17 protein-coding genes are annotated in these 19,792 nt (G+C 70.8%); 8 read left to right on the forward strand and 9 right to left on the reverse strand.

Annotated elements, in window-relative coordinates; all coding sequences use genetic code 11:
- Positions 1 to 2 precede the first annotated feature (2 nt).
- The 3 genes from FZN60_RS17665 to FZN60_RS17675 all read right to left on the reverse strand — a co-directional run bounded on the left by FZN60_RS17665 (position 3) and on the right by FZN60_RS17675 (position 2,353).
- A complete protein-coding gene (locus FZN60_RS17665) occupies positions 3 to 740 on the reverse strand; it encodes a pseudouridine synthase (protein ID WP_158874823.1) in 738 nt (245 codons plus the stop codon).
- Positions 737 to 1,663 carry a class I SAM-dependent methyltransferase gene (locus FZN60_RS17670; protein ID WP_199266590.1) on the reverse strand — a complete coding sequence of 309 codons (927 nt, stop codon included), beginning with the start codon at positions 1,661 to 1,663 and terminating at the stop codon, positions 737 to 739. Before FZN60_RS17670 ends, FZN60_RS17665 begins: the two co-directional genes overlap by 4 nt.
- 81 nt (positions 1,664 to 1,744) lie before the next feature.
- Positions 1,745 to 2,353 (reverse strand): YqgE/AlgH family protein, encoded by a 609-nt coding sequence (locus FZN60_RS17675; protein WP_158874922.1) that lies wholly within the window; start codon positions 2,351 to 2,353, stop codon positions 1,745 to 1,747.
- 251 nt (positions 2,354 to 2,604) lie between these two features.
- Here FZN60_RS17675 and FZN60_RS17680 point away from each other — a divergent pair, with 251 nt between their 5' ends.
- From FZN60_RS17680 to FZN60_RS17690, 3 genes are all read left to right on the forward strand, one after another.
- Positions 2,605 to 3,858 carry an efflux RND transporter periplasmic adaptor subunit gene (locus FZN60_RS17680; RefSeq protein ID WP_158874825.1) on the forward strand — a complete coding sequence of 418 codons (1,254 nt, stop codon included), beginning with the start codon at positions 2,605 to 2,607 and terminating at the stop codon, positions 3,856 to 3,858.
- Positions 3,855 to 6,923 carry an efflux RND transporter permease subunit gene (locus tag FZN60_RS17685; protein ID WP_158874826.1) on the forward strand — a complete coding sequence of 1,023 codons (3,069 nt, stop codon included), beginning with the start codon at positions 3,855 to 3,857 and terminating at the stop codon, positions 6,921 to 6,923. Before FZN60_RS17680 ends, FZN60_RS17685 begins: the two co-directional genes overlap by 4 nt.
- Before the next feature lie 82 nt (positions 6,924 to 7,005).
- A complete protein-coding gene (locus tag FZN60_RS17690; protein WP_199266591.1) occupies positions 7,006 to 8,340 on the forward strand; it encodes a cytochrome P450 in 1,335 nt (444 codons plus the stop codon).
- 25 nt (positions 8,341 to 8,365) lie between these two features.
- Here FZN60_RS17690 and FZN60_RS29175 read toward each other — a convergent pair whose 3' ends face one another.
- Complete coding sequence (locus FZN60_RS29175; protein WP_158874827.1) at positions 8,366 to 8,929, reverse strand: sugar O-acetyltransferase; 564 nt, start codon at positions 8,927 to 8,929, stop codon at positions 8,366 to 8,368.
- Positions 8,930 to 9,090: 161 nt separating this feature from the next.
- Between FZN60_RS29175 and treS the strand changes: the two genes are divergently transcribed.
- The 3 genes from treS to FZN60_RS17710 all read left to right on the forward strand — a co-directional run bounded on the left by treS (position 9,091) and on the right by FZN60_RS17710 (position 12,961).
- Positions 9,091 to 11,172, forward strand: a complete 2,082-nt coding sequence (gene treS / locus FZN60_RS17700; protein WP_158874828.1) for a maltose alpha-D-glucosyltransferase — start codon at positions 9,091 to 9,093, stop codon at positions 11,170 to 11,172.
- A gap of 251 nt (positions 11,173 to 11,423) precedes the next feature.
- Entirely contained in the window at positions 11,424 to 11,822 is a 399-nt protein-coding gene (locus tag FZN60_RS17705) for a (R)-mandelonitrile lyase (RefSeq protein ID WP_158874829.1), read from the forward strand.
- 74 nt (positions 11,823 to 11,896) lie between these two features.
- A complete protein-coding gene (locus FZN60_RS17710; protein WP_158874830.1) occupies positions 11,897 to 12,961 on the forward strand; it encodes an NAD(P)-dependent alcohol dehydrogenase in 1,065 nt (354 codons plus the stop codon).
- Between the two features lie 27 nt (positions 12,962 to 12,988).
- Here the strand turns inward: FZN60_RS17710 and FZN60_RS17715 are convergent, their stop codons facing one another.
- From FZN60_RS17715 to FZN60_RS17725, 3 genes are all read right to left on the reverse strand, one after another.
- A complete protein-coding gene (locus FZN60_RS17715) occupies positions 12,989 to 15,265 on the reverse strand; it encodes a helicase-related protein (RefSeq protein WP_158874831.1) in 2,277 nt (758 codons plus the stop codon).
- 150 nt (positions 15,266 to 15,415) lie between these two features.
- Complete coding sequence (locus FZN60_RS17720) at positions 15,416 to 16,171, reverse strand: glucose 1-dehydrogenase (RefSeq protein WP_158874832.1); 756 nt, start codon at positions 16,169 to 16,171, stop codon at positions 15,416 to 15,418.
- A 105-nt stretch (positions 16,172 to 16,276) separates the two neighbouring features.
- Positions 16,277 to 16,669: a VOC family protein gene (locus tag FZN60_RS17725; RefSeq protein ID WP_158874833.1), complete on the reverse strand. Its 393-nt coding sequence runs from the start codon at positions 16,667 to 16,669 to the stop codon at positions 16,277 to 16,279.
- 471 nt (positions 16,670 to 17,140) lie between these two features.
- On the opposite strand from FZN60_RS17725, the gene chrA reads away from it, so the two are divergent.
- Entirely contained in the window at positions 17,141 to 18,550 is a 1,410-nt protein-coding gene (gene chrA / locus FZN60_RS17730; RefSeq protein WP_158874834.1) for a chromate efflux transporter, read from the forward strand.
- 30 nt (positions 18,551 to 18,580) lie between these two features.
- Here chrA and FZN60_RS17735 read toward each other — a convergent pair whose 3' ends face one another.
- The gene (locus FZN60_RS17735) at positions 18,581 to 18,793 is read right to left on the reverse strand and encodes a hypothetical protein (RefSeq protein WP_158874835.1); all 213 of its coding nucleotides are present in this window, start codon (positions 18,791 to 18,793) and stop codon (positions 18,581 to 18,583) included.
- Between the two features lie 72 nt (positions 18,794 to 18,865).
- Positions 18,866 to 19,048, reverse strand: coding sequence for a CsbD family protein (locus FZN60_RS17740; RefSeq protein ID WP_158874836.1), 183 nt, complete (start codon positions 19,046 to 19,048; stop codon positions 18,866 to 18,868).
- Positions 19,049 to 19,311: 263 nt separating this feature from the next.
- On the opposite strand from FZN60_RS17740, the gene FZN60_RS17745 reads away from it, so the two are divergent.
- On the forward strand, positions 19,312 to 19,788 hold the full coding sequence (locus tag FZN60_RS17745; RefSeq protein WP_158874837.1) for a GNAT family acetyltransferase: 477 nt from the start codon (positions 19,312 to 19,314) through the stop codon (positions 19,786 to 19,788).
- The last annotated feature ends 4 nt before the right edge of the window (positions 19,789 to 19,792 follow it).

Genomic DNA, 19,792 nt, shown 5'->3' on the forward strand with positions numbered 1-19,792 from the left:
CTCTAGCCCGCGAAGATCGCGGCGATCTCCGCTTCGCCGAGGCGCCGGATCGCGCCGGGTTCGAGGTCGGCAGGCAGGGCAAGCCCGCCCACCTGCTCGCGGTGCAGCGCCTCGACGTGGTTGCCCGCCGCCGCGAACATCCGGCGCACCTGATGGTAGCGCCCCTCGTGGACCGTGAGCACGGCCTCCTGCGGCCCGACGACCTCCAGCTCGGCGGGCTTCAGCGGCTTGTCGTCGCCCTCCAGCATCAGGGTGCCGGAGGCGAAGAGCGTGCCCTCCTCGCCGCCCAGCGGCCGGGCGAGCCGGGCGCGGTAGCGCTTCGGGACATGCCGGCTCGGCGAGATGATGCGATGGAGGAGCCCGCCGTCGTCGGTCATCAGGAGGAGGCCGGAGGTTTCCTTGTCGAGCCGCCCGACGGTCGAGATCGCCGGGTCGCGCCGCCGCCAGCGGGTCGGCAGGAGATCGTAGACCAGCGGCCCCGCTTCCTTGTGCGAGCAGGTGACGCCGAGGGGCTTGTTCACCATGAGCGCGAAGCCCGGCAGCGGGTCGAGCGCCTCGCCGTCGACCACCAGCCGCCTTTCGAGGTCGGGCATCAGCGCGATGCGCTCGTCGGCCCGCGCCACCGGCGCGCCGTCGAGGCGGATGTGGCCCTGCTTGGCCAGCATCTGGATCTCGCGGCGCGAGGCGTAGCCCATGTTGGACAGGAGCTTGTCGAGGCGGGCGGTCGGCACCTTCGTCATTTGCGCGCCTCCATCACCTTGTAGCCGCCCTCGTCGGCGAGCACCTTCACCGCCGCGAAGGCCGCGCGCAGGCCCTCCTCGTAGGGCATGTGGCGGTTGGCGACGAGAACGAGCCGCCCCGAGCGCCGCAGCATGCGGGCCGCGACGGCGACGAAGGCCTGGCCGAGACCGCGGTCCTCGATCCCGTCCGCGTGGAAGGGCGGGTTGGTCACGACGAAGTCGAGTTCGCTCAGTTTGGCGTCTCGGGCATCGGCCCACAGGAAGCGCGCCCGCGGGTCGGGCACGTTCGCGCGCGAGGCCTCGACGGCGCGCCGGTCGATCTCCACCAGCGTCAGTTCCTCGACCCGCACCGAGCCGAGGACCGCCTTCGCCAGGATGCCGAGCCCCGCGCCGAGGTCGGCGCCCTGTCCCGCGAGCGGGGGCAGGTGCGCCAGCAGAAGCGCCGTTCCCGGATCGATCCGGTTCCACGAGAAGATGCCGGGCTGCGATCGCAGACCCATCGCCTCGACGTCGACCGGCGCTCCGGCCGCGATCGCCTCGGCCAGACCCGCCGGCGCCGCCGGCCGCTCCACGGTGCAGATGCGCTGGCGCGCCTTGAAACGCTCGGCGACCGCGCAGCCGAAGCCTTCCAGCTCCCGCTTCACCCGCTGTCCGCCCTTGTCGTTCGGGGCGCTGGCCGTGAGCGTCCCGCCGGGGGCGAGCGCCCGCAGCGCCTGGGCCAGAACGTAGCGCCGCTCGACCGAGCCCGCCGGCGCCGCCACGGCGATCTCGCCGAGCGCGGCATCGGGAAGGCTCTCGATGGCGAGAGCGCCCGGGCACAGCGGCGAGAGCTGCGCGGCCCCGTCGGGAACCTCGACGAGATCGGGGGGCGGCGCGCCGTAGACGGCGGAGCGGGCGGGTGGGGGAAAATCGTTGTTCGTCACGCCGACGCCATAGCAGCTCGGGGTCCGCGCCAAAACCCGCTTCGCACCGTCCTCGCGGCGGCGCGAACGGACCTACGTCCCTCAGGCGTGCCCGGCCTCGCTGTTCAGGAAGAGCGGGTCGATGCCCAGAAGGCCGAGGGCGCGGTTGTATTTGTCGTCGAGCTCGGGCGAGAAGACGATGTCGACGTCCGCCTCGCAGGTCAGCCAGCCGTTCGCCGCGATCTCCGCTTCGAGCTGCCCGGCGCTCCAGCCGGAATAGCCGAGCACCATGATCGCCGTGGTCGGACCCACGCCGCGGGAGATCGCCTTCAGGATGTCCAGCGTCGGCGTCAGCGAGATGTCCTCCGACACCGGCACCGTGGAGTCGGAATCGTAGTCGCTCGAATGCAGCACGAAGCCCCGCGCCTTCTCCACCGGCCCGCCCATGCAGACCGAAACCTCCTGGCCCTTGCGGGGCAGGCGGATCTCGTTCTCGTCGGACACGATATCGAGCTGCGTCAGGAGCGAGGCGAAGGTGAAGGGCTGGGCCTTGTTGATGATGAAGCCCATGGCCCCGTTGGCCGAGTGGGCGCAGACGTAGACGACGCTCCGGGCGAAGCGCTCGTCCTGCATGCCGGGCATGGCGATGAGGAAGTGGCCCTCAAGGGAGCCTTCCCCGCCCTCCTCGTCCTTCGACCTGCCGATGCCCATGACGTTGTGCTTGTCCAAGAAGTGCAGCCTTTCGCTCATGGGGCAAAGATGGCAACTTCCGGCCCGCTTTTCCACTCCCTTCCGCGCCGCACCGCGCCGACGACCGGAGCCGCGGCGTTCAGGCCGGCCCATTCGAGGCGCCGCGCCGCGAAGTCACTCCTCGTGCGGCCCTCGCAGCGGCGTCCGGGTTCCCCTGACGAGACTTCGTTCCTACATCCGGCCCGCTCATGACTGATCGGCCGGATACAAGCATGCCCAACGACGCCCCTCGCCCTGCCCGCCCCCGCAGCCTCGCCAAAGCCGCCTGGGCACGCATCGTCGGGGCTCTCTGCCTGGCCGGCCTCATGGCGGGAACGGCGCCGCTCGCCGCGCAGGAGGTGGCGGAGCCGGCCGCGGAGGCGCGGTTGCCGGCGGTCACGGTGGCGAGCGCCGAGGAGGCCGAGATCCAGCGCCGCATCTCGGTCGCCGGCGCGCTGCTGCCGCGCGACGAGGTGCTGATCTTTCCCGAAGCCACGGGCTTCGTTCTCACCGAGCTCAACGCGGACGTCGGCGACCGCGTCGAGGCCGGCGCCGTTCTTGCCCTCCTCGACGAGCGGGCGCTGCGCTCGCAGCTCGCGCAGGCCGAAGCCGACCACGCGCAGGCGCAAGCCAGCGTCGCCCAGGCGCGCGGCGAGATCGCCTCGGCGCAGGCCCGGCAGACGCAGGCCAACCAGGCGCTCCAGCGGGCCGAGCAGCTGCGCGGCACCGGCACGGGGACGCAGGCGACCCTCGACGAGGCCCTCGCCAACCGCCAGACCGCCGAGGCCGCGATCCAGTCGGCGGAAGCCGGCCTCGCCGTCGCCCAGGCCCAGCTCCAGCGCGCCGGCGCCAACCTCGACATCGCGCGGCTGAACCTCGCCAATGCCGAGATCCGCACCCCCGTCGCCGGCATCGTTTCGGCGCGCAACGGCCAGGTCGGCGCCGTCGCGAGCTCCGCCGGCGAGCCGATCTTCCGCATCATCCGCGACGGCGCCGTCGAGGCGGAGGTGGAGGTGATCGAGACCGAGCTCGGCCTGATCGGCGCCGGCGACCCCGCCGAGCTAACCGTCGCGGGCCTCGGCCGCGTCGAGGGAACGGTGCGCCTCATCTGGCCGGTGGTGGAGCCGACGAGCCGCCTCGGCCGCGTGCGGATCGCGCTCGAGAACCGCGAAGGCCTTCGTCCCGGCCTCTTCGCCAGCGGCTGGATCACCACCGAGAACCGGCGCGGCCTGACCGTTCCCGCGACCGCCGTCATCACGGACGCGGAAGGCAGCTACGTGCTGCGGGTAGAGGACGGCGTCCTGGAGCGCCGCCCGGTCACGGCCGGCCTCATCTGGCAGGGCCGGCGCGAGATCGTGGAGGGCCTCGCGCCCGGCGACGAGGTCGTGGCGCGGGCCGGCGCCTTCTTCGGCAGCGGCGACCGGATCCGGCCGACCCGCGACGGGGCGGCGACGCCCGCGCGCGAGGCTTCGGAGATCGTGCGATGAACATGTCCACCTGGGCGATCCGCAACCCGGTCCCGCCGATCGCCTTGTTTCTCGTCCTTTGCATCGCCGGCTGGGTCAGCTTCATGCGCCTGCCGGTCACGCAGATGCCGAACGTCGACATTCCGATCGTCACCATCGCCGTCGCCCAGCCGGGCGCCGCGCCGTCCGAGATCGTCAGCCAGATCGTCCGGCCGATCGAGACCGCGGTCGGCGACGTGACGGGCGTGCGCCACGTCAGCGCGAGCGCCACCGACAGCTCCGCCAATCTCACGATCGAGTTCGCCATCGGCACGAACACCGACCGGGCGCTCAACGACGTGAAGGACGCGGTGGCGAGCGTGCGCGACGAGCTGCCCGAAAGCGCCACCGAGCCCCTGGTCCAGCGCCTCGACGTCACCGGCCAGGCGATCCTGACCTATGCCGTGTCGGACCCGACGCGCTCGATCCAGGACCTGTCGACCTTCGTCGACGACGTCGTGGCGCGCGACCTCCAGCTGGCCGCGGGCGTCGGGCGCGTCACGCGCTTCGGCGGCGCGGAGCGGCAGATCCTCGTCGATCTCGACCCGGACCGCCTCCTGGCGCTCGGCCTCGGCGCGGCGGACGTCAACGCGCAGCTCGTGCGCGCCAACATCAATCTGGGCGGCGGCAGCGGCGATCTCGCCGGCCAGGAATACTCCATCCGCACCCTCGGCTCGGCCGAAACCCTGGAGGGCCTCGCCGCGACCGCGATCCGCCTGCCGACGGGCGACACGGTGCGCCTCGACCAGCTCGGCACCGTCAGCGACGGGGCGAGCGAGCTCGACAGCTTCGCGCTCCTCGACGCCCAGCCGGTGGTGGCCTTCGGCGTGTTCCGCGCGACGGGGGCGAGCGACCTCCTCGCGGCCGAGAACGCCAAGGCGCGCCTCGAAGCGCTTTCGCAGCACTATCCGGACGTGCGCTTCGCCCTCGTCGACGACGCCACGATCTATACCGAGGCGAGCTACCACTCGGCGATGGACACGCTCTACGAGGGCGCGGCGCTCGCCGTGATCGTCGTGTTCCTGTTCCTGCGGGACTGGCGCGCGACCCTGGTGACGGCGGTCGCCCTGCCGCTGTCGATCCTGCCGACCTTCATCGTCCTCGACCTTCTCGGCTTCACCCTCAACACGGTGAGCCTTCTCGGCATCACGCTCGTCACCGGCATCCTCGTCGACGACGCCATCGTCGAGATCGAGAACATCGTCCGGCACATGCAGGGGGGAAAGCCCGCCTACGAGGCCTCCGAGGAGGCCGCCACCGAGATCGGCCTCACCGTCATCGCGATCAGCTTCACCATCGTCGCGGTCTTCGCGCCGGTGTCCTTCATGGGCGGCATCGCCGGGCAGTTCTTCAAGCAGTTCGGCATCACCGTCGCCGTCGCCGTCCTGTTCTCGCTGCTCGTCGCCCGGCTCATCACGCCGATGTTCGCGGCCTATTTCCTGCGAAACGGCCACGGCATGGGCGAGGCGAAGGACGGCTGGCTGATGCGCACCTATCTCGCGATCCTCGGCTGGACCCTGCGGCACCGGCTCGTCACGCTGCTGGCAGGCGCCATGATCTTCGCGGGCTCGATCTATTCGGCGACGCTTCTGCCGACCGAGTTCCTGCCCGCAACCGACACGGGCCGGGCGCGCGTCTCGGTCGAGCTGCCGCCGGGCTCGCTCCTGTCGGAAACGCGAACCGTCGCGCAGGAGGTGACGGCCCGCCTCGACGACATTCCCGAGGTGCGCTCCGTCTTCGTCAGCACGGATTCCGAAACGGCCGCGAACGTCCAGGTCGACTTCGGCCAGAAGAACGAGCGCGATCGCTCCGCGCCGGAGATCACCGCCGAGATCGAGGAGCGCCTCGCCGACATCGCCGACGTCCGCCTCTTCGTCCTCAACGAGAACGGGCAGCGCGACATCTCGATCAACGTCCTGGGCGACACCCAGGACGCCACCGCCGCGGCCGCACGCGCCCTGGCCGAGGAGATGCGCACCCTGCCCCAGCTTCGCGACGCCTCGACGGACGCCGCGCTCGTGCGGCCGGAGATCCAGATCACGCCCAAGCCCCAGATCGCCGCCGAACTCGGCATCACCGCGGCGAGCCTCGCCTCGACCGTGCGCACGGCGACCATCGGCGAGAGCGAGACCAACCTCGCCAAATTCAACGCCGGCGACGAGCAGATCCCGATCGTGGTGCGGCTGGAGGAGCGCGCCCGGAACGACCTCATGCGCATCGCGGGCCTGCGCGTGCCGACCGAGACCGGCACGCCCGTGCCGCTCGTCGCGGTGGCGGACGTGCGCCTGTCCACCGGCCCGAGCTCGATCGATCGCTACGACCGCCAGTACCGCACGAGCGTCGAGGCGGACCTCGCGGAGGGCGCCCTGCTCGGCCCGGCGACCGCGGCCGTGATGCAGCTGCCGACGACCCTCGACATGCCGGACGGCACCGCGATGGAGGCCGGCGGCGACGTCGAGACGATGAACGAGATCTTCGAAAGCTTCGCCCTCGCCATGGGGGCCGGCATCCTTCTCGTCTACATCGTCCTCGTCCTCCTCTTCTCGTCCTTCATCACGCCCGTCACGATCCTCCTTTCGCTGCCGCTCGCCATCGGCGGGGCGATCTTCGCGCTCTACCTCTACGGCGCGGGCATCGGCATCTCGGTGGTGATCGGCTTCCTGATGCTGATGGGCATCGTCACCAAGAACGCGATCATGCTGGTGGAATTCGCCATCGAGGCCATGCATCGGGGCGAGACCCGCGCCGCGGCGATGATCGATGCCGGCCACAAGCGGGCGCGCCCGATCATCATGACGACCATCGCCATGGCCGCCGGCATGGTGCCCTCGGCGATCGGCAGCGCCACGGGCGGCGAGTTCCGCGCGCCGATGGCGGTGGCGGTGATCGGCGGCCTGCTTCTCTCGACGCTGCTGTCGCTGCTTTTCGTGCCCTCGCTGTTCAGCGTGCTCGAAGGCGTCCGGAGCCGGTCGCGGCGGCTTTTGACACGGATGCTCGGCTTCGAGCGGCGCGGCCCGGCTTCGCCGGAAGGGCGCCCGGTCGCGTAGACGCCTGCACAACGCGCCGCGAACCGGGCCCGCGCGGCTGCCGTTAGGCACCCGACCCCCGCAACGACCGGAGCCGTGCCGCGTGGCGCCACCGCGAACCTTTCCCACCATGTCCGCCGCCGAATCCGCCGCCTTCGTCGGCGGCGTCGCCCTTCCCACCTGGGCCAAGGGCATCATCATCCGTCGCAAGGCGGCGACCGCCCTCGCCGAGCGCCTCGACGTCGACGCGCGCGCCGTCAGGCAGATGCAGCGGCTGCGCGCGACCTACGGCGAAGGTCCGCTTCTCGTGCGCAATCCGATCCGCCCCCAGGCGATCCTTCTGCGCAGCGAGGACGTGCGCCGCGTCCTCGACGGCGCGCCCGAGTCCTTCACGCCGGCCAGCAGCGAGAAGCGCGCGGCACTGTCCCACTTCGAGCCGCACAACGCGCTGATCACCCGCGGCCCCGAGCGCGCGCCGCGGCGCGCCTTCCACGACGCGGCGCTGGAGAGCAACTGTCCGGTCCACCATCTGGCAGGCCACTGGACCGGCATCGTCGAAGCAGAAACGGACGCGATCCTGGCGCGCGCCGGCTCGCTCGGCGAGATCGGCTGGACGACCGTCTTCGAGGGCTGGTTCCGCATCGTGCGGCGGGTCGTTCTCGGCTCGGGGGCGGCCGACGACCGCGAGCTGACCGACATGATCGCGCGCCTGCGCGGCCGGGCGAACTGGGCCTTCGCCGTGCCGATCAATCGTCGCCTGCGCGCCGCCTTCCACGAGCGGCTGGCGAGCCACCTCGCCCGGGCCGAGCCGGGCAGCCTCGCCGCGGTGGTCGCGCGGATGCCCGGCGCGGCGGCAGCCGAGCCGACGCAGCAGATGGCGCAGTGGTTCTTCGCCTTCGATCCCGCGGGCATGGCGACCGTCCGGGCGCTGGCGCTCCTTCTCGCCCATCCGCAGGCGCTCGCCCGAGCCCGCGGCGAGGCGGAATCGGATGCGCCCCGCTCCGATCTCCCCTTTCTGCGCGCCGCGCTGGTCGAGGCGCTGCGCCTCTACCCGACGACGCCCATGGTGCTGCGCCAAACGACGCGCGAGACCGAGTGGACCGAGGGCACGCTTCCCGCGGGCACCGGCATCCTGATCTTCGCGCCCTTCTTCCACCGCGACGACGAGCGTCTGCCGAACGCCCACCGCTTCGCTCCCGAGGCCTGGCTGAACAGGGACCCGGCGCACGCGCCTCCCTTCCTGCCCTTCAGCGCCGGCCCGGCCGCCTGCCCGGCGCGCCACCTCGTGCCGATGCTGGCGAGCATGGTCCTGGCGCGGCTCCTGGCAAGCGGACGGCGCCTCGTGCTGTGCGATCCGGAGCGGCTGGATCCGGCGAGGCCCCTGCCCGGCACGCTCGACCCCTTCACCCTGCGCTTCGCGCTCCCCGCCGGCGCGTGAGGGGCGAGGCATCGAGGGTGGCGCGTCAGATCTCGCGGACGATGCGGGCCGGATTGCCGGCCGCGACGACGTGCGCCGGGATCGACTTCGTCACCACGCTGCCCGCCCCGATCACCGTGTCGCGCCCGATCGTCACGCCCGGGCAGAGGATCGCGCCGCCCCCGATCCAGCAGCCGTCCTCGATCGTCACCGGCAGCGCCCATTCTGTGCCGGTGCGGCGCGCGGCAGGGTCGATCGGGTGGACGGGCTTGTAGATCTGGACGCGCGGGCCGATCTGAACGTCCTCGCCGATCACCACGCGGTTGCAGTCGAGGAAGTAACAGTCGCCGTTCACGAAGGAGCGCGCGCCGAGAAAAACGTTGCACCCGTAGTCGCAGCGGAACGGGGCCTTGAGGACGGCGCCCTCGCCCATGCCGCCGAGAAGGGTTCGCAGGAGCGCCTGCCCCTCGTCGAACCGGTCGAAGGGAAGGCCGTTGAACCGGTGCAGCAGATCCTGCGCGCGGTGGTGGTCGCGGCCGAGTTCCTCGTCGAAAGGCGAGTAGGCCTCGCCCGCCAGCATCAGTTCCTTGTTGCTCCGCGCGCCGTTCATGCCACATCCCTCGTTCTGCCGGTCCCGCATCCGAGATCGGGCATGTCCGCGCGCCGTCGAGGGGAGCCCGATCGGGCTTCGGCGCGGGCGGGCGGAAACATCGGGGAGCGGGCGCGTTGGATGGCCTGCCAACGAACGAGAGCGAGGGGACGACGATCGTCATGACAGAACCGGCCGCCACCGCCACCACCACGCAGGCCGTCGAGGACCTCGTCGCGCTGTCCATGCTGCACCAAGCGCGCAAGTTCGCGGAAACCTATGGCGGCCAGGGCCGGCTCTGGCAGCGCCCCTATGCCGAGACGCGGCCGCGCGTCGCCTCGGCCATCGCGCCGGTCTGGTTCACGGCCTATCCGGCCTCCGTCATCACGCGTCCCGGCGAGTCGGTCCTGAAGACCCTCGGCGACCCGCTCCTCTGGTCGGCCCTCTCCTCGATCGGCGTGCGCGGCATCCACACCGGCCCGATGAAGCGGGCCGGCGGGCTCAAGGACGGGGTCTACACGCCGACCATCGACGGCAATTTCGACCGCATCGGCTTCGAGATCGATCCCGGCTTCGGCACCACGGAGGAGTTCGTCGCGATCAGCCGCATGGCCGCCGCCCACAACGCGGTGGTCATCGACGACGTCATCCCCGCCCATACCGGCAAGGGGCCGGACTTCCGCCTCGCCGAGATGAACCATTCCTCCTATCCCGGCCTCTACCACATGGTGGAGATCCCGGAGGAGGACTGGGCCCTCCTGCCCGAGGTGCCGGAGGGGCGCGACGCGGTGAACCTGCCGCCGCCGGTCGTCGACACGCTCAAGGAGCGCGGCCTCATCGTCGGCCAGCTCCAGCGCGTCATCTTCTTCGAGCCGGGCGTCAAGGAAACCGACTGGAGCGCCACCGGTCCCGTTGCGGGCGTCGACGGCAAGGTGCGGCGCTGGGTCTATCTCCACTACTTCAAGGAGGGCCAGCCGAGCCTCAACTGGCTCGACCCCTCCTTCGCCGCGCAGCAGATGATCATCGGCGACGCGCTGCACTCGATCGACCACATGGGCGCGCGGGGCCTGCGCCTCGACGCCAACGGCTTCCTCGGCGTCGAACGGCGCATCGACGGCCCGGCCTGGTCGGAGAGCCATCCGCTGTCGGTGACCGGCAACGCGCTCCTCGCCGGCATGGTCCGCAAGGCCGGCGGCTTCTCCTTCCAGGAGCTGAACCTCACCGTCGACGACATCGCGGCGATGTCGAAGGGCGGGGCGGATCTCTCCTACGACTTCATCACGCGCCCTGCCTACCACCACGCGCTGCTAACCGGCGACACCGAGTTCCTGCGGCTGATGCTGCGCACCGTCCACGAGTTCGGGATCGACCCGGCCTCGCTGATCCACGCGCTGCAGAACCACGACGAGCTGACGACGGAACTCGTCCACTTCTGGACGCTCCACGCCGACGACATCTACACCTTCGCCGGCCAGACCTGGCAGGGCCGCACGCTCCGCATGCACCTGCGCGACGTCATCCGCGAGCGCCTGTCGGGCACCAACGCGCCCTACAACCTGCCCTTCGTCACCAACGGCATCGCCTGCACGACGGCGAGCGTCATCACGGCGGCGCTCGGCATCTCGGACCTCTCCACCATCGACGAGGAGACGACGCGCCTCATCCAGAAGGTCCACCTGCTCCTCGCCATGTACAACGCCTTCCAGCCCGGCATCTTCGCGCTCTCCGGCTGGGACCTCGTCGGCGCACTGCCCTTGCCGCCGGAGGCCGTGTCGCACCTGATGGGCGACGGCGACACGCGCTGGATCGAGCGCGGCGCCTACGACCTCACGGGCCAGAATCCGGACGAGGCGCGCTCGGCTGACGGCATGCCGCGGGCGCGCGCCCTCTACGGCCCGATCCCCGAGCAGCTCACGCGCCCGGATTCCTTCGCCTCGCAGCTCAAGCGCCTGATGGCGGTGCGCGACGCCTACGGCATCGCCGCGAGCCGCCAGACGGCGATCCCCGACGTGACGGCGCCCGGCCTCCTCGTGATGGTGCACGAGCTGCCGGACGGGCGCGGCACGCAGGTCACCGCCCTCAACTTCGGGCCCGAGCCGATCAGCGAGGTCGCGATGCTGCCGGGCACGCGGCCCGGCCCCGTGGTCGACATGATCGCCGAGACCATCGAGGGCGACCTCAAGGAGGACGGTGCCTTGACGATCAACCTCGACCCCTACGAAGGCCTGTCGCTGCGCATCGTCGGCGCCCTGCCGACGCTCTGAAACGACGCTGAGGCGGGACGACGCGTCCTCCCGCCGAAAGGCGTCCCCGCATCGGGCGTCGAGAGGGACGAGGAGGGTCGCCGGCCGAACCTCGCGCGCCCGTTTGGGCGGAGCGCGTCGGCGGCCACGGATTTTCGCGCCCCGCTCTCCGCTTTCCAAGGCGACGAGGCCGCTATCCAAGCGGACCCGCCGCCATAGATAGCCGCCCTGCATCGAAGGCCGGACACGCCACGCCGAAGGAACGCACCGCCATGGACATCATCCGAAACGGCTCGCGTCCCTCGGGCAAAGGTCCGGGCGAGTGGTTCACCGGCGCGGTTCGCGTCGACCCGCTCTTCTCCGCCAACGCGGCGCGACGCGGGGCCGCGGCGAGCGTGACCTTCGAGCCCGGCGCCCGCACGGCGTGGCACACGCATCCGCGCGGCCAGACCGTGATCGTCACCGCCGGGCTCGGCCTCGCCCAGCGCGAGGGCGGCCCGGTCGAGGAGATCCGGCCGGGCGACGTCGTCTGGTTCGAGCCGGGCGAGAAGCATTGGCACGGCGCCGGCCCGACCACCGCCATGACCCACATCGCCATCCAGGAAGAACAGGACGGCAAGGTGGTGGAGTGGCTGGAGCACGTGTCCGACGAGGACTATGCCGGCCGCTGACCGGCCGGTCCAGAACGCATGGCGGCCGGGACGCTCCCACGTCCCGCCCCGCCGATCCATCACGAGGTAATCCCATGTTCCGTTGCGAAGGCTTCGCCACCCCGGCCGCCGACCAGCCCCTGTCGCCCTTCTCCTTCGATCGCCGCGACGTCGGCGAGCGCGACGTGAAGATCGACATCCTCTATTGCGGCGTCTGCCATTCGGACCTCCACCAGGCCCGCAACGACTGGCAGAACACGGTCTATCCCTGCCTGCCGGGCCACGAGATCGTCGGGCGCGTTTCCGCCGTCGGTCCGGCCGTGACGAAGTTCAAGGTCGGCGATCTGGCCGGCGTCGGCTGCATGGTGGCCTCCTGCCAGAACTGCCCGAACTGCGCCGACGGGCTGGAGCAGTACTGCGACAACGGGTTCGTCGCGACCTATAACGGCGTCGAGCCGCAGACCGGAGGGACCACCTTCGGCGGTTACTCCGAAGCGATCGTCGTCGACGAGGGCTTCACGCTGCGCATCCCGGACAAGCTCGATCTCGCCGCCGTCGCGCCGCTGCTCTGCGCCGGCATCACCACCTATTCGCCGCTGCGCCGCTGGAAGGTCGGGCCGGGCCAGAAGGTCGGCATCGTCGGGCTCGGCGGCCTCGGCCACATGGGCGTCAAGCTCGCCCACGCCATGGGCGCGCACGTCGTCCTCTTCACAACCTCGCCGAACAAGGCGGAGGACGCCCGGCGCCTCGGGGCGGACGAGGTGATCGTCTCGACCGATCCGAGCCAGATGGACGCGCATGCGAACAGCTTCGACTTCATCCTCGACTGCGTCGCGGCCGAGCACGACGTCAACGCCTACCTCAACCTCCTCAGGCGCGACGGCACGATGTGCCAGGTCGGCGCGCCGGAGAAGCCGCTCTCCGTCGCCGCCTTCTCCGTCATCTGGAAGCGCCGCTCCTTTGCCGGCTCGCTGATCGGCGGCATCGCGGAAACGCAGGAGATGCTCGACTTCTGCGCCGAGCACGGCATCACCTCGGACATCGAGATGATCGACATCCACGACATCGAGGCGGCCTTCGCGCGGATGCTGAAGAGCGACGTGAAATACCGCTTCGTGATCGACATGGCGACGCTCAAGGGCGCCACGCAGGCGGCCTGACCCGCCGGGGCGGGGCTCGCCGCCGGCTCAGGCGGCCGTGGGCGCCGGTGCCCGCGGCCGCGGATTGCGGCCCCGCCGCGTGCGGGGCTTCGAGGCGACTGCCCCGGCTCTGCCGCCGCGCATGGCGGAGAGCTTCACGAGATTGCGCTCGATCTCGCCGTTGAGCGCCGCGACGCCGTCGCGCACCTCGTCCTCGTCGGCGTAGACCTGCGGAAAGCGCTGGGCGAGCCAGAGCCAGGCGGTGGCGAGGTTGACGCCGTCCTCCAGGCGCTGGAGGTCGCCCGAGCGCAAGGGCGGCTTGGGCGCCCGATTGCCGGCCGCGTGCGCCCGCGCCCAGGTCAGCACCGTGTCCATGAACCAGGGATGGCGGAGCGACACCGGCACGACGGCATAGGACAGCCGGTCGAGAAGCGGCAGCGTGACGCCCGCGAGGCGCCGCGCCTTCTCGATCTCCTCGTCCATGTCGCCGATCTTGAGGTCGGGATGGTCCATGACGATGCGCGAGCGCAGAAAGGTCAGGACCTGGGCGAGATCGTCGGTTTCCAGGAACTCGGCGGCCAGCGCGACGCTCTCGCGGTTCGGACGCACGAAGGCGCGGCCCGTCAGTTCCTTCGGGGGCGTCGAGAGCGCGGCGCGGATCTTATCGACGCCGTGGGTGCCCCCGCCGATCACGCCGACCCAGCCCTTCTCGAACATGCCGAAGCGCCCGGCGCGACCGCCGATCTGCCGGATCTCGGAATGAAGGAGCCCTCGCCGACGGGTGCCGTCGAACTTGTCGAGGCTCGCCAGGAAGACGCGGGACACGGGAAGGTTCAGACCCATGCCGATCGCGTCCGTCGCCACGACGACGTCGGCCTCGCCGCGCCGGAAGCGCGCGGCCTCGGCGCGCCGCACCTCCGGGCTCAGCGCGCCGTAGACGATCGCCACCTTCAGGCCGAGCCGGACGATCTCCTCGCGAAGCTCGTGGACGGCCGCGCGCGAGAAGGCGACGACGGCGTCGCCGCGCTTCAGGTCCGTCAGCGCGACCGGTCGCGGCCAGGCCTCGAGCGGGTTCTTGCGTTCCAGGATGCGGATCTCCAGCGGCTCGCCGAGGACGCCGGCGAGCCGCTCCACCACCGGGATCGCGTCGGGCGAGCCGGTCATCACCACGAGATCGGCGGGCGCGGCGAAGAGCGCCTGCGTCCAGGCCCAGCCGCGCTGCTCGTCGGCGAGCATCTGGATCTCGTCGACGACGCAGACGTCGACGCGCCGGCCGACATCGATCGTCTCGATCGTGCGGGCGATGTGCGTCGCGTCCTCGGGCGCGTCGCGCTCCTCGCCGGTGATGAGGCCGGCGCGAAGCCCGGCCGCGCCCAGCGTTTCGCGGTGCTCGTGGGCGAGAAGCCGCAGCGGCGAGAGAACTTCCGCCGTCGGCGCCTCGATCGCGAGGCGCATGGCCTCGAAGGTCTTGCCGGAATTGGTCGGGCCGGCGAGGAACAGGAGCCTGCGCCCGATCGAGCGGGCGAGCGGGAAGAGGCTGGGATAGCGGTCGTAGCCCGTCGCCTCGGCGAAGCTCGCGCGGCGCCGGCTCTGGCGGCGGAGCGCCCGCATGGAGCCGAGCACCTTGTCGAACCACTTGTCGGCCGCGCGGCGCACCTCCTCCTCGCTCGGCGCCTGCGCGGCGAAGACGAAACGCTCGATGTCGGCCTGCGTCGCGGCCTTCAGGAAGGCGGCGGGGTCTTCGAGGTCGCGCGTGGCCTCGCCGAAGCGCCGCGCATAGTCCTGCGCGACGGCGACCAGCGCCGCGCGGCACGCAGCCTCCGTCTCGGCAGCCCGGTCGGACATGAAGTCGACGGCGGAGGCGACCTCCTCGTCCCGCAGCATCTCGTCGTCGGCGAGGCGCTGGCGCACGGATTTGGGCGCGCGCAGCCGCACGAAGGCCATCAGAAGCGTTTCCCGCGCCGCCGGGAAGATCGGCGCCAAGACGGGAACCTCGACTTCGAAGCCGACGAAGGTCGTATCCGCGCCGCGACGCACGCGCACCACGACCTCGGCCCGGGCGGAGGCGATCCGGGCGATGCGCTCGGCATCGTCCTCGTCGGCGACGGGCGCGACCTCGCCTTCGGGGATCTGCAGGATGGAGCGGACGCGGCCGGCTGGAACGAGGATCGCCCGGCGCCGCCCGTTCTCGTCCTTCGAACGGTCGCCGAAGGGCACGTCGAGGGTGCGCACCAGTCCGGCCTCGACGATCTCGAGGCAGCGCCCGAGCGAACGCCCCGTCAGGGCGGGAAGCATGCCGATGGGATAGCTGGTGGGCGGCTGCATGAACGAACTCCGTTGCGCCGCCGCGATATAGCGCGACTGCGAAGCGAAAGCGCGCGGACGCTTGGCCGCCTCGAACCGTCCGGCAGCGCCTCGAACCGTCCGGCAGCGCCTCGAACCGTCCGGCAGCGCCCCGGACCGTCCGCTAGCGCCTCAGATCGTGCGGCCGCCGTCGACTTCGAGGATCACGCCGGTGACGAAGGCGGCCTCGTCGGAGGCGAGATAAAGGCAGGCGCCAGCGACGTCCTCGGGTTCCGAGAGGCGGCCGAGCGGGACGGTCGCGATGAACTTCGCGCGGTTCTCCGGCGTGTCCGGCAGGCCCATGAAGCTTTCCAGAAGCGCCGTCGCGCCCATGACGGGAGCGACGCCGTTGACGCGGATGCCGCGCGGGGCGAGCTCGGCGGCGAGCGAGCGCGTCAGGATGTTCACCGCGCCCTTGGAGCCGTTGTACCAGGTGAGGCCGGGCCGCGGGCGGATGCCGGCGGTGGAGCCGATGTTGATCATCACGCCGGCCCCTTGGGCGGTGAAGACCGGCAGGCTCGCCTGGACCGAATGGTAGATCGACTTGACGTTGATCGAGTAGACCCGGTCGAACTCCTCCTCGCTCACCTCCTCCAGAGGCTTGTTGCGGTGGGTCCAGCCGGCATTGTTGACGAGGATGTCGAGCTGCCCGCCGTGCCCGGCGGCGTGCGCGATGGCGCCGTCGAAGTCGGCGCGGCTCGTCACGTCGCCGCGGATGCTCGCGGCGGCTTCTCCGATCTCGCCGACGACGCGCGCCGCCCCCGCCTCGTCGAGATCCATGATCGTGACCCTCGCGCCCTCGCGGGCGAAGCTCCTGGCGATCGCCGCGCCAAAGCCCGAGGCCCCGCCCGTGACGAGGGCCGATTTTCCCGCGAGGCGTCCGGTCATTTCGCAGTCACTCCGATCTGCTTCAGGAGGCCGAGATTAGGAGCAGCGCCCGGTGCTCCACAAGCTTGCCGCCCTCGCAACGCAAGAGGTCCGCTTGAAAGGACGTCAGTCGGCAGCGACGAACTCGACCTTCATGCGGTCGGGGTCCTCGACGTACAAGGCGTAGTAGTCGTGTCCACCGTTCGCGAAGGGATAGGTCTCGTCGTAAAGCGTGGCTATGCCGTTCGCGCGGCAATAGGCCAGCAGCTCGTCGACGAGAGCCCGGCTTTCGACCCTGAAGGCGAGATGATTGAGGCCGACGCCGCATCGATGGTAGCGCAGGGCGCGGTATTTGTCGGCAACCTGCACGAAGGTCAGGTAAGCGTCGTCATCGCGGCGGAGGGTGAAGCCGTCGCTCCAGCGTCCGGCTTCCTCGTAGCCGATCTTGGCCAGAATGCCCGACCAGAAGACATGCGAGGCCTCAAGGTCGGAGACGTAGATTTCGACGTGATGCAGCATTCGCTACCTCGATCCTCCAGCCTATTCGCTTGAGCGCCTCGCGAGCTTAGCCACTCACGCGCATCTGCGCACCGCTCTATTCGCCCGGACGCGCGAGGGCGCGCAGCGCGCGCCGGCAGAGCGTCTCGGCGGCCTGGACGGCGTGCGAGAGCGGGCGGTCGATCGGCTCGACTGGGTCGAACGGTGCGCAGGAAGGCCGGCTCGAAGGGTCAAGCGCGGAGCGTGCCGTTCAGCCTTTCGCGACGGATGGCATGGGCGGGAAGCACGGAGCAGCCGAGGCCGCGCCCGACCGGCGATCCGATCGTGCCGTCGGCCTCGATCTCGATGGCCGCGAACGGCCGCCCCGCCGCGCCGGCCCGACGGAAACCGTTCGGGGAAAGGGTCCACGCCTCCCCGGCGCGCGCCATCGATGCTACCAACCGGGCGACGGCCGAATCGCCGGATCGCCGGTCCGCAAGGAAGGTGCATGAGATGGTCGAGATCGCCCCAGCCCACGGCCCGGACGTGCGGCCCGCGCCCAGCCACGGCATTCCGTTCGGCGAGGCGGTGCGGGTCTGGATCAAGATCGCCTGCCTGTCCTTCGGCGGGCCCGCCGGGCAGATCGCCCTCATGCACCGCGTCCTCGTCGACGAGAAGCGCTGGATCGGCGAGGCGCGCTTCCTCCACGCCCTCAACTACTGCATGCTCCTGCCCGGCCCCGAGGCCCAGCAGCTCGCCACCTACATCGGCTGGCTCCTGCACCGCACCAAGGGCGGGCTGATCGCCGGCGGCCTCTTCGTCCTGCCGGGCCTCGTCTCGATCATGGCCCTGTCCTTCGTCTACGTCGCCTTCGGCAACGTCGGGATCGTCGCCGGCCTGTTCTTCGGGCTGAAGGCGGCGGTGCTCGCCATCGTGCTCGAGGCGGTGAGCCGGATCGGCAAGCGGGCGCTCCGCAACCGGACGGCCGTCGCCATCGCAGCGGCCGCCTTCGCCGCGATCTTCCTGTTCGACGTGCCCTTCCCTGCCATCGTTCTGGGGGCGGGGCTGCTCGGCTGGCTCGGGGCGCGCTTGGGCAGCGCCGCCTTTTCGGGAAGCGGCGGGCACGGCCCGGCGAAGGGCGACATCCTCGCCGACGCCGATTCCGCGCTCGGCGAAGGCGTTCCCGAGCATGCCCGGCCGAACGTGTCCTGGTCGCTGCGGATTTCGGCGGCCTTCCTGGCGCTCTGGCTGGTGCCGATCGCCCTGCTTCTCGTTCTCGCGCCGAACAGCGTCTTCGCCGACATCGGCGTCTTCTTCAGCCAGATGGCGGTGGTCACCTTCGGCGGCGCCTATGCCGTTCTCGCCTATGTCGCCCAGCAGGCCGTGGACCACTACGGCTGGCTGGCGCCGGGCGAGATGCTGAACGGCCTCGGCCTTGCCGAAACGACGCCGGGACCGCTGATCATGGTCACCCAGTTCGTCGGCTTCCTCGGCGCCTTCCGCGAGCCCGGCGCGATGAACCCCTACGTCGCGGCGACCCTCGGCGGGCTGCTGACGACCTGGGTGACGTTCATGCCCTGCTTCCTGTGGATCTTCCTCGGCGCGCCCTTCATCGAGCGGCTGCGCGGCAACCGCGCCCTGGCGGGAGCGCTCGGGGCGATCACCGCCGCCGTGGTCGGCGTGATCCTCAACCTCGCGGTCTGGTTCGGGCTTCACGTCCTGTTTCGCGAAGTGGAGGAGGCGCGCCTCGGCCCCGTCTCGCTCGACGTTCCGCGCCTGTCGAGCCTCGATCCCTTCGCGCTCGCCCTGTTCGCGGCGGCCATGCTGGCGCTGTTCCGCTTCAAGGCGGGGGTCGTCCCGACGCTCGCGGCCTGCGCGGCGGCGGGCGCCCTCCTGCACGCCCTGCCCGGCTGGACGGGGTGAGGCGGGCTCCCCGTCCGAGCGCGCCGGCGCTCAGGGCACGGAGAAGATGAAGTATCCGGTCTCCTGCACCACGCGCTCGTAGAGCGCCTTGTCGATCTCCAGGAGGCGCGAGGCGAGGTCGTCGACCTTGCCCTCGAAGGACCAGTCCGACCCGCGCAGGAAGGCGGGCATGGCGCCGCCGTCCGGCACCGCGCAGTGAACGGGCAGCGCGCCCGATTTCCGGAACAGGTTGAACGTCATCATCTCGCTGGCACCGATAGGCCTTCGTTGCGCCGGAGGCCGCCGCGCCGGAGCAAACGGCGGCCTCCGGACCGATCACTTGCGGAACGCGTCGCGCAGGCTGTCCTTGGACTCGCCGACCTTGTCCTGCACCTTGCCCGCGGTCTTTTCCGCCGCGCCCTCGGCCTCGACGCGCTCATTGCCCGTTAGCTTGCCGACCGCTTCCTTGACCGAGCCGACGACCTGCTTGCGGGCGCCTTCGATGCGATCCTTGTCCATGGGTCTTCTCCTCAGATGGAACCGGCCTCGAAGCGGCCCCGCCGAACGCGGAGACCATCAACCGGCCTCGCGGACGATGTATGGAGCGCCCCCGTTTTTTCGCAGAAGCGGCTGCATCAGGCGGGCTGATGCAGCCGCTTCTTTTTCGCCCCGCCCCTCGTTCTTTGGCCGCGCAAACCGTTCGAAGGCGGATGGTCGCCTTGCCGGCAAACGATCTCCATCGTATCGGCAGAACCAATAGGACTCGGCCATGGAACGGTTCGGTGCGCGCCTTTGAAATCCTGACACGCATCGCCTTCGGCCTGGCGAGCCTCGTTCTCATGGTCCTCGCCGGCGCGCTGATCTTCTATGCCGGATCGGGAGTCTGGGAGAGCTTTCGCGTGCCCGACCGCAGCATCGGCGCCACCGCGCTGGAGGCGGTCGGCTACACCGTGATCGCGACGGCGGTCTTCGACGTCGGCAAGTACCTCCTGGAGGAGGAGGCGATCCGCGGTCGCGAGATGCGCAATGCCGGCGAGGCGCGCCGCAGCCTGACGAAGTTCATCTCAACGATCATCATCGCCGTTCTTCTCGAAGCCCTCGTCACGGTGTTCGAGGCCGGCAAGGAGGATCCGCGCCTGATGATCTACCCGACCATGCTGCTCCTGGCGGGCGGGCTCCTCATCGTCGGGCTCGGCGTCTACCAGCGGCTCAGCGCGGATGCCGAGGTGAAGGTGCGCGACCCCGTCGAGGACGATTGACGAA

It is taken from the genome of Antarcticirhabdus aurantiaca, from assembly GCF_009765365.1.
In the GTDB taxonomy this organism is placed as follows: domain Bacteria; phylum Pseudomonadota; class Alphaproteobacteria; order Rhizobiales; family Rhizobiaceae; genus Antarcticirhabdus; species Antarcticirhabdus aurantiaca.

Excerpts from the sequence above, each read along its gene's own strand:
- FZN60_RS17710 (WP_158874830.1), top strand. The coding sequence starts at position 11,897 with ATGTTCCGTTGCGAAGGCTTCGCCACCCCGGCCGCCGACCAGCCCCTG.
- FZN60_RS17740 (WP_158874836.1), bottom strand. The coding sequence starts at position 19,048 with ATGGACAAGGATCGCATCGAAGGCGCCCGCAAGCAGGTCGTCGGCTCG.
- chrA (WP_158874834.1), top strand. The coding sequence starts at position 17,141 with ATGGTCGAGATCGCCCCAGCCCACGGCCCGGACGTGCGGCCCGCGCCC.
- treS (WP_158874828.1), top strand. The coding sequence starts at position 9,091 with ATGACAGAACCGGCCGCCACCGCCACCACCACGCAGGCCGTCGAGGAC.
- FZN60_RS17685 (WP_158874826.1), top strand. The coding sequence starts at position 3,855 with ATGAACATGTCCACCTGGGCGATCCGCAACCCGGTCCCGCCGATCGCC.
- FZN60_RS17715 (WP_158874831.1), bottom strand. The coding sequence starts at position 15,265 with ATGCAGCCGCCCACCAGCTATCCCATCGGCATGCTTCCCGCCCTGACG.
- FZN60_RS17725 (WP_158874833.1), bottom strand. The coding sequence starts at position 16,669 with ATGCTGCATCACGTCGAAATCTACGTCTCCGACCTTGAGGCCTCGCAT.
- FZN60_RS17680 (WP_158874825.1), top strand. The coding sequence starts at position 2,605 with ATGCCCAACGACGCCCCTCGCCCTGCCCGCCCCCGCAGCCTCGCCAAA.
- FZN60_RS17705 (WP_158874829.1), top strand. The coding sequence starts at position 11,424 with ATGGACATCATCCGAAACGGCTCGCGTCCCTCGGGCAAAGGTCCGGGC.
- FZN60_RS17735 (WP_158874835.1), bottom strand. The coding sequence starts at position 18,793 with ATGATGACGTTCAACCTGTTCCGGAAATCGGGCGCGCTGCCCGTTCAC.
- FZN60_RS17720 (WP_158874832.1), bottom strand. The coding sequence starts at position 16,171 with ATGACCGGACGCCTCGCGGGAAAATCGGCCCTCGTCACGGGCGGGGCC.
- FZN60_RS17675 (WP_158874922.1), bottom strand. The coding sequence starts at position 2,353 with ATGGGCATCGGCAGGTCGAAGGACGAGGAGGGCGGGGAAGGCTCCCTT.
- FZN60_RS29175 (WP_158874827.1), bottom strand. The coding sequence starts at position 8,929 with ATGAACGGCGCGCGGAGCAACAAGGAACTGATGCTGGCGGGCGAGGCC.
- FZN60_RS17665 (WP_158874823.1), bottom strand. The coding sequence starts at position 740 with ATGACGAAGGTGCCGACCGCCCGCCTCGACAAGCTCCTGTCCAACATG.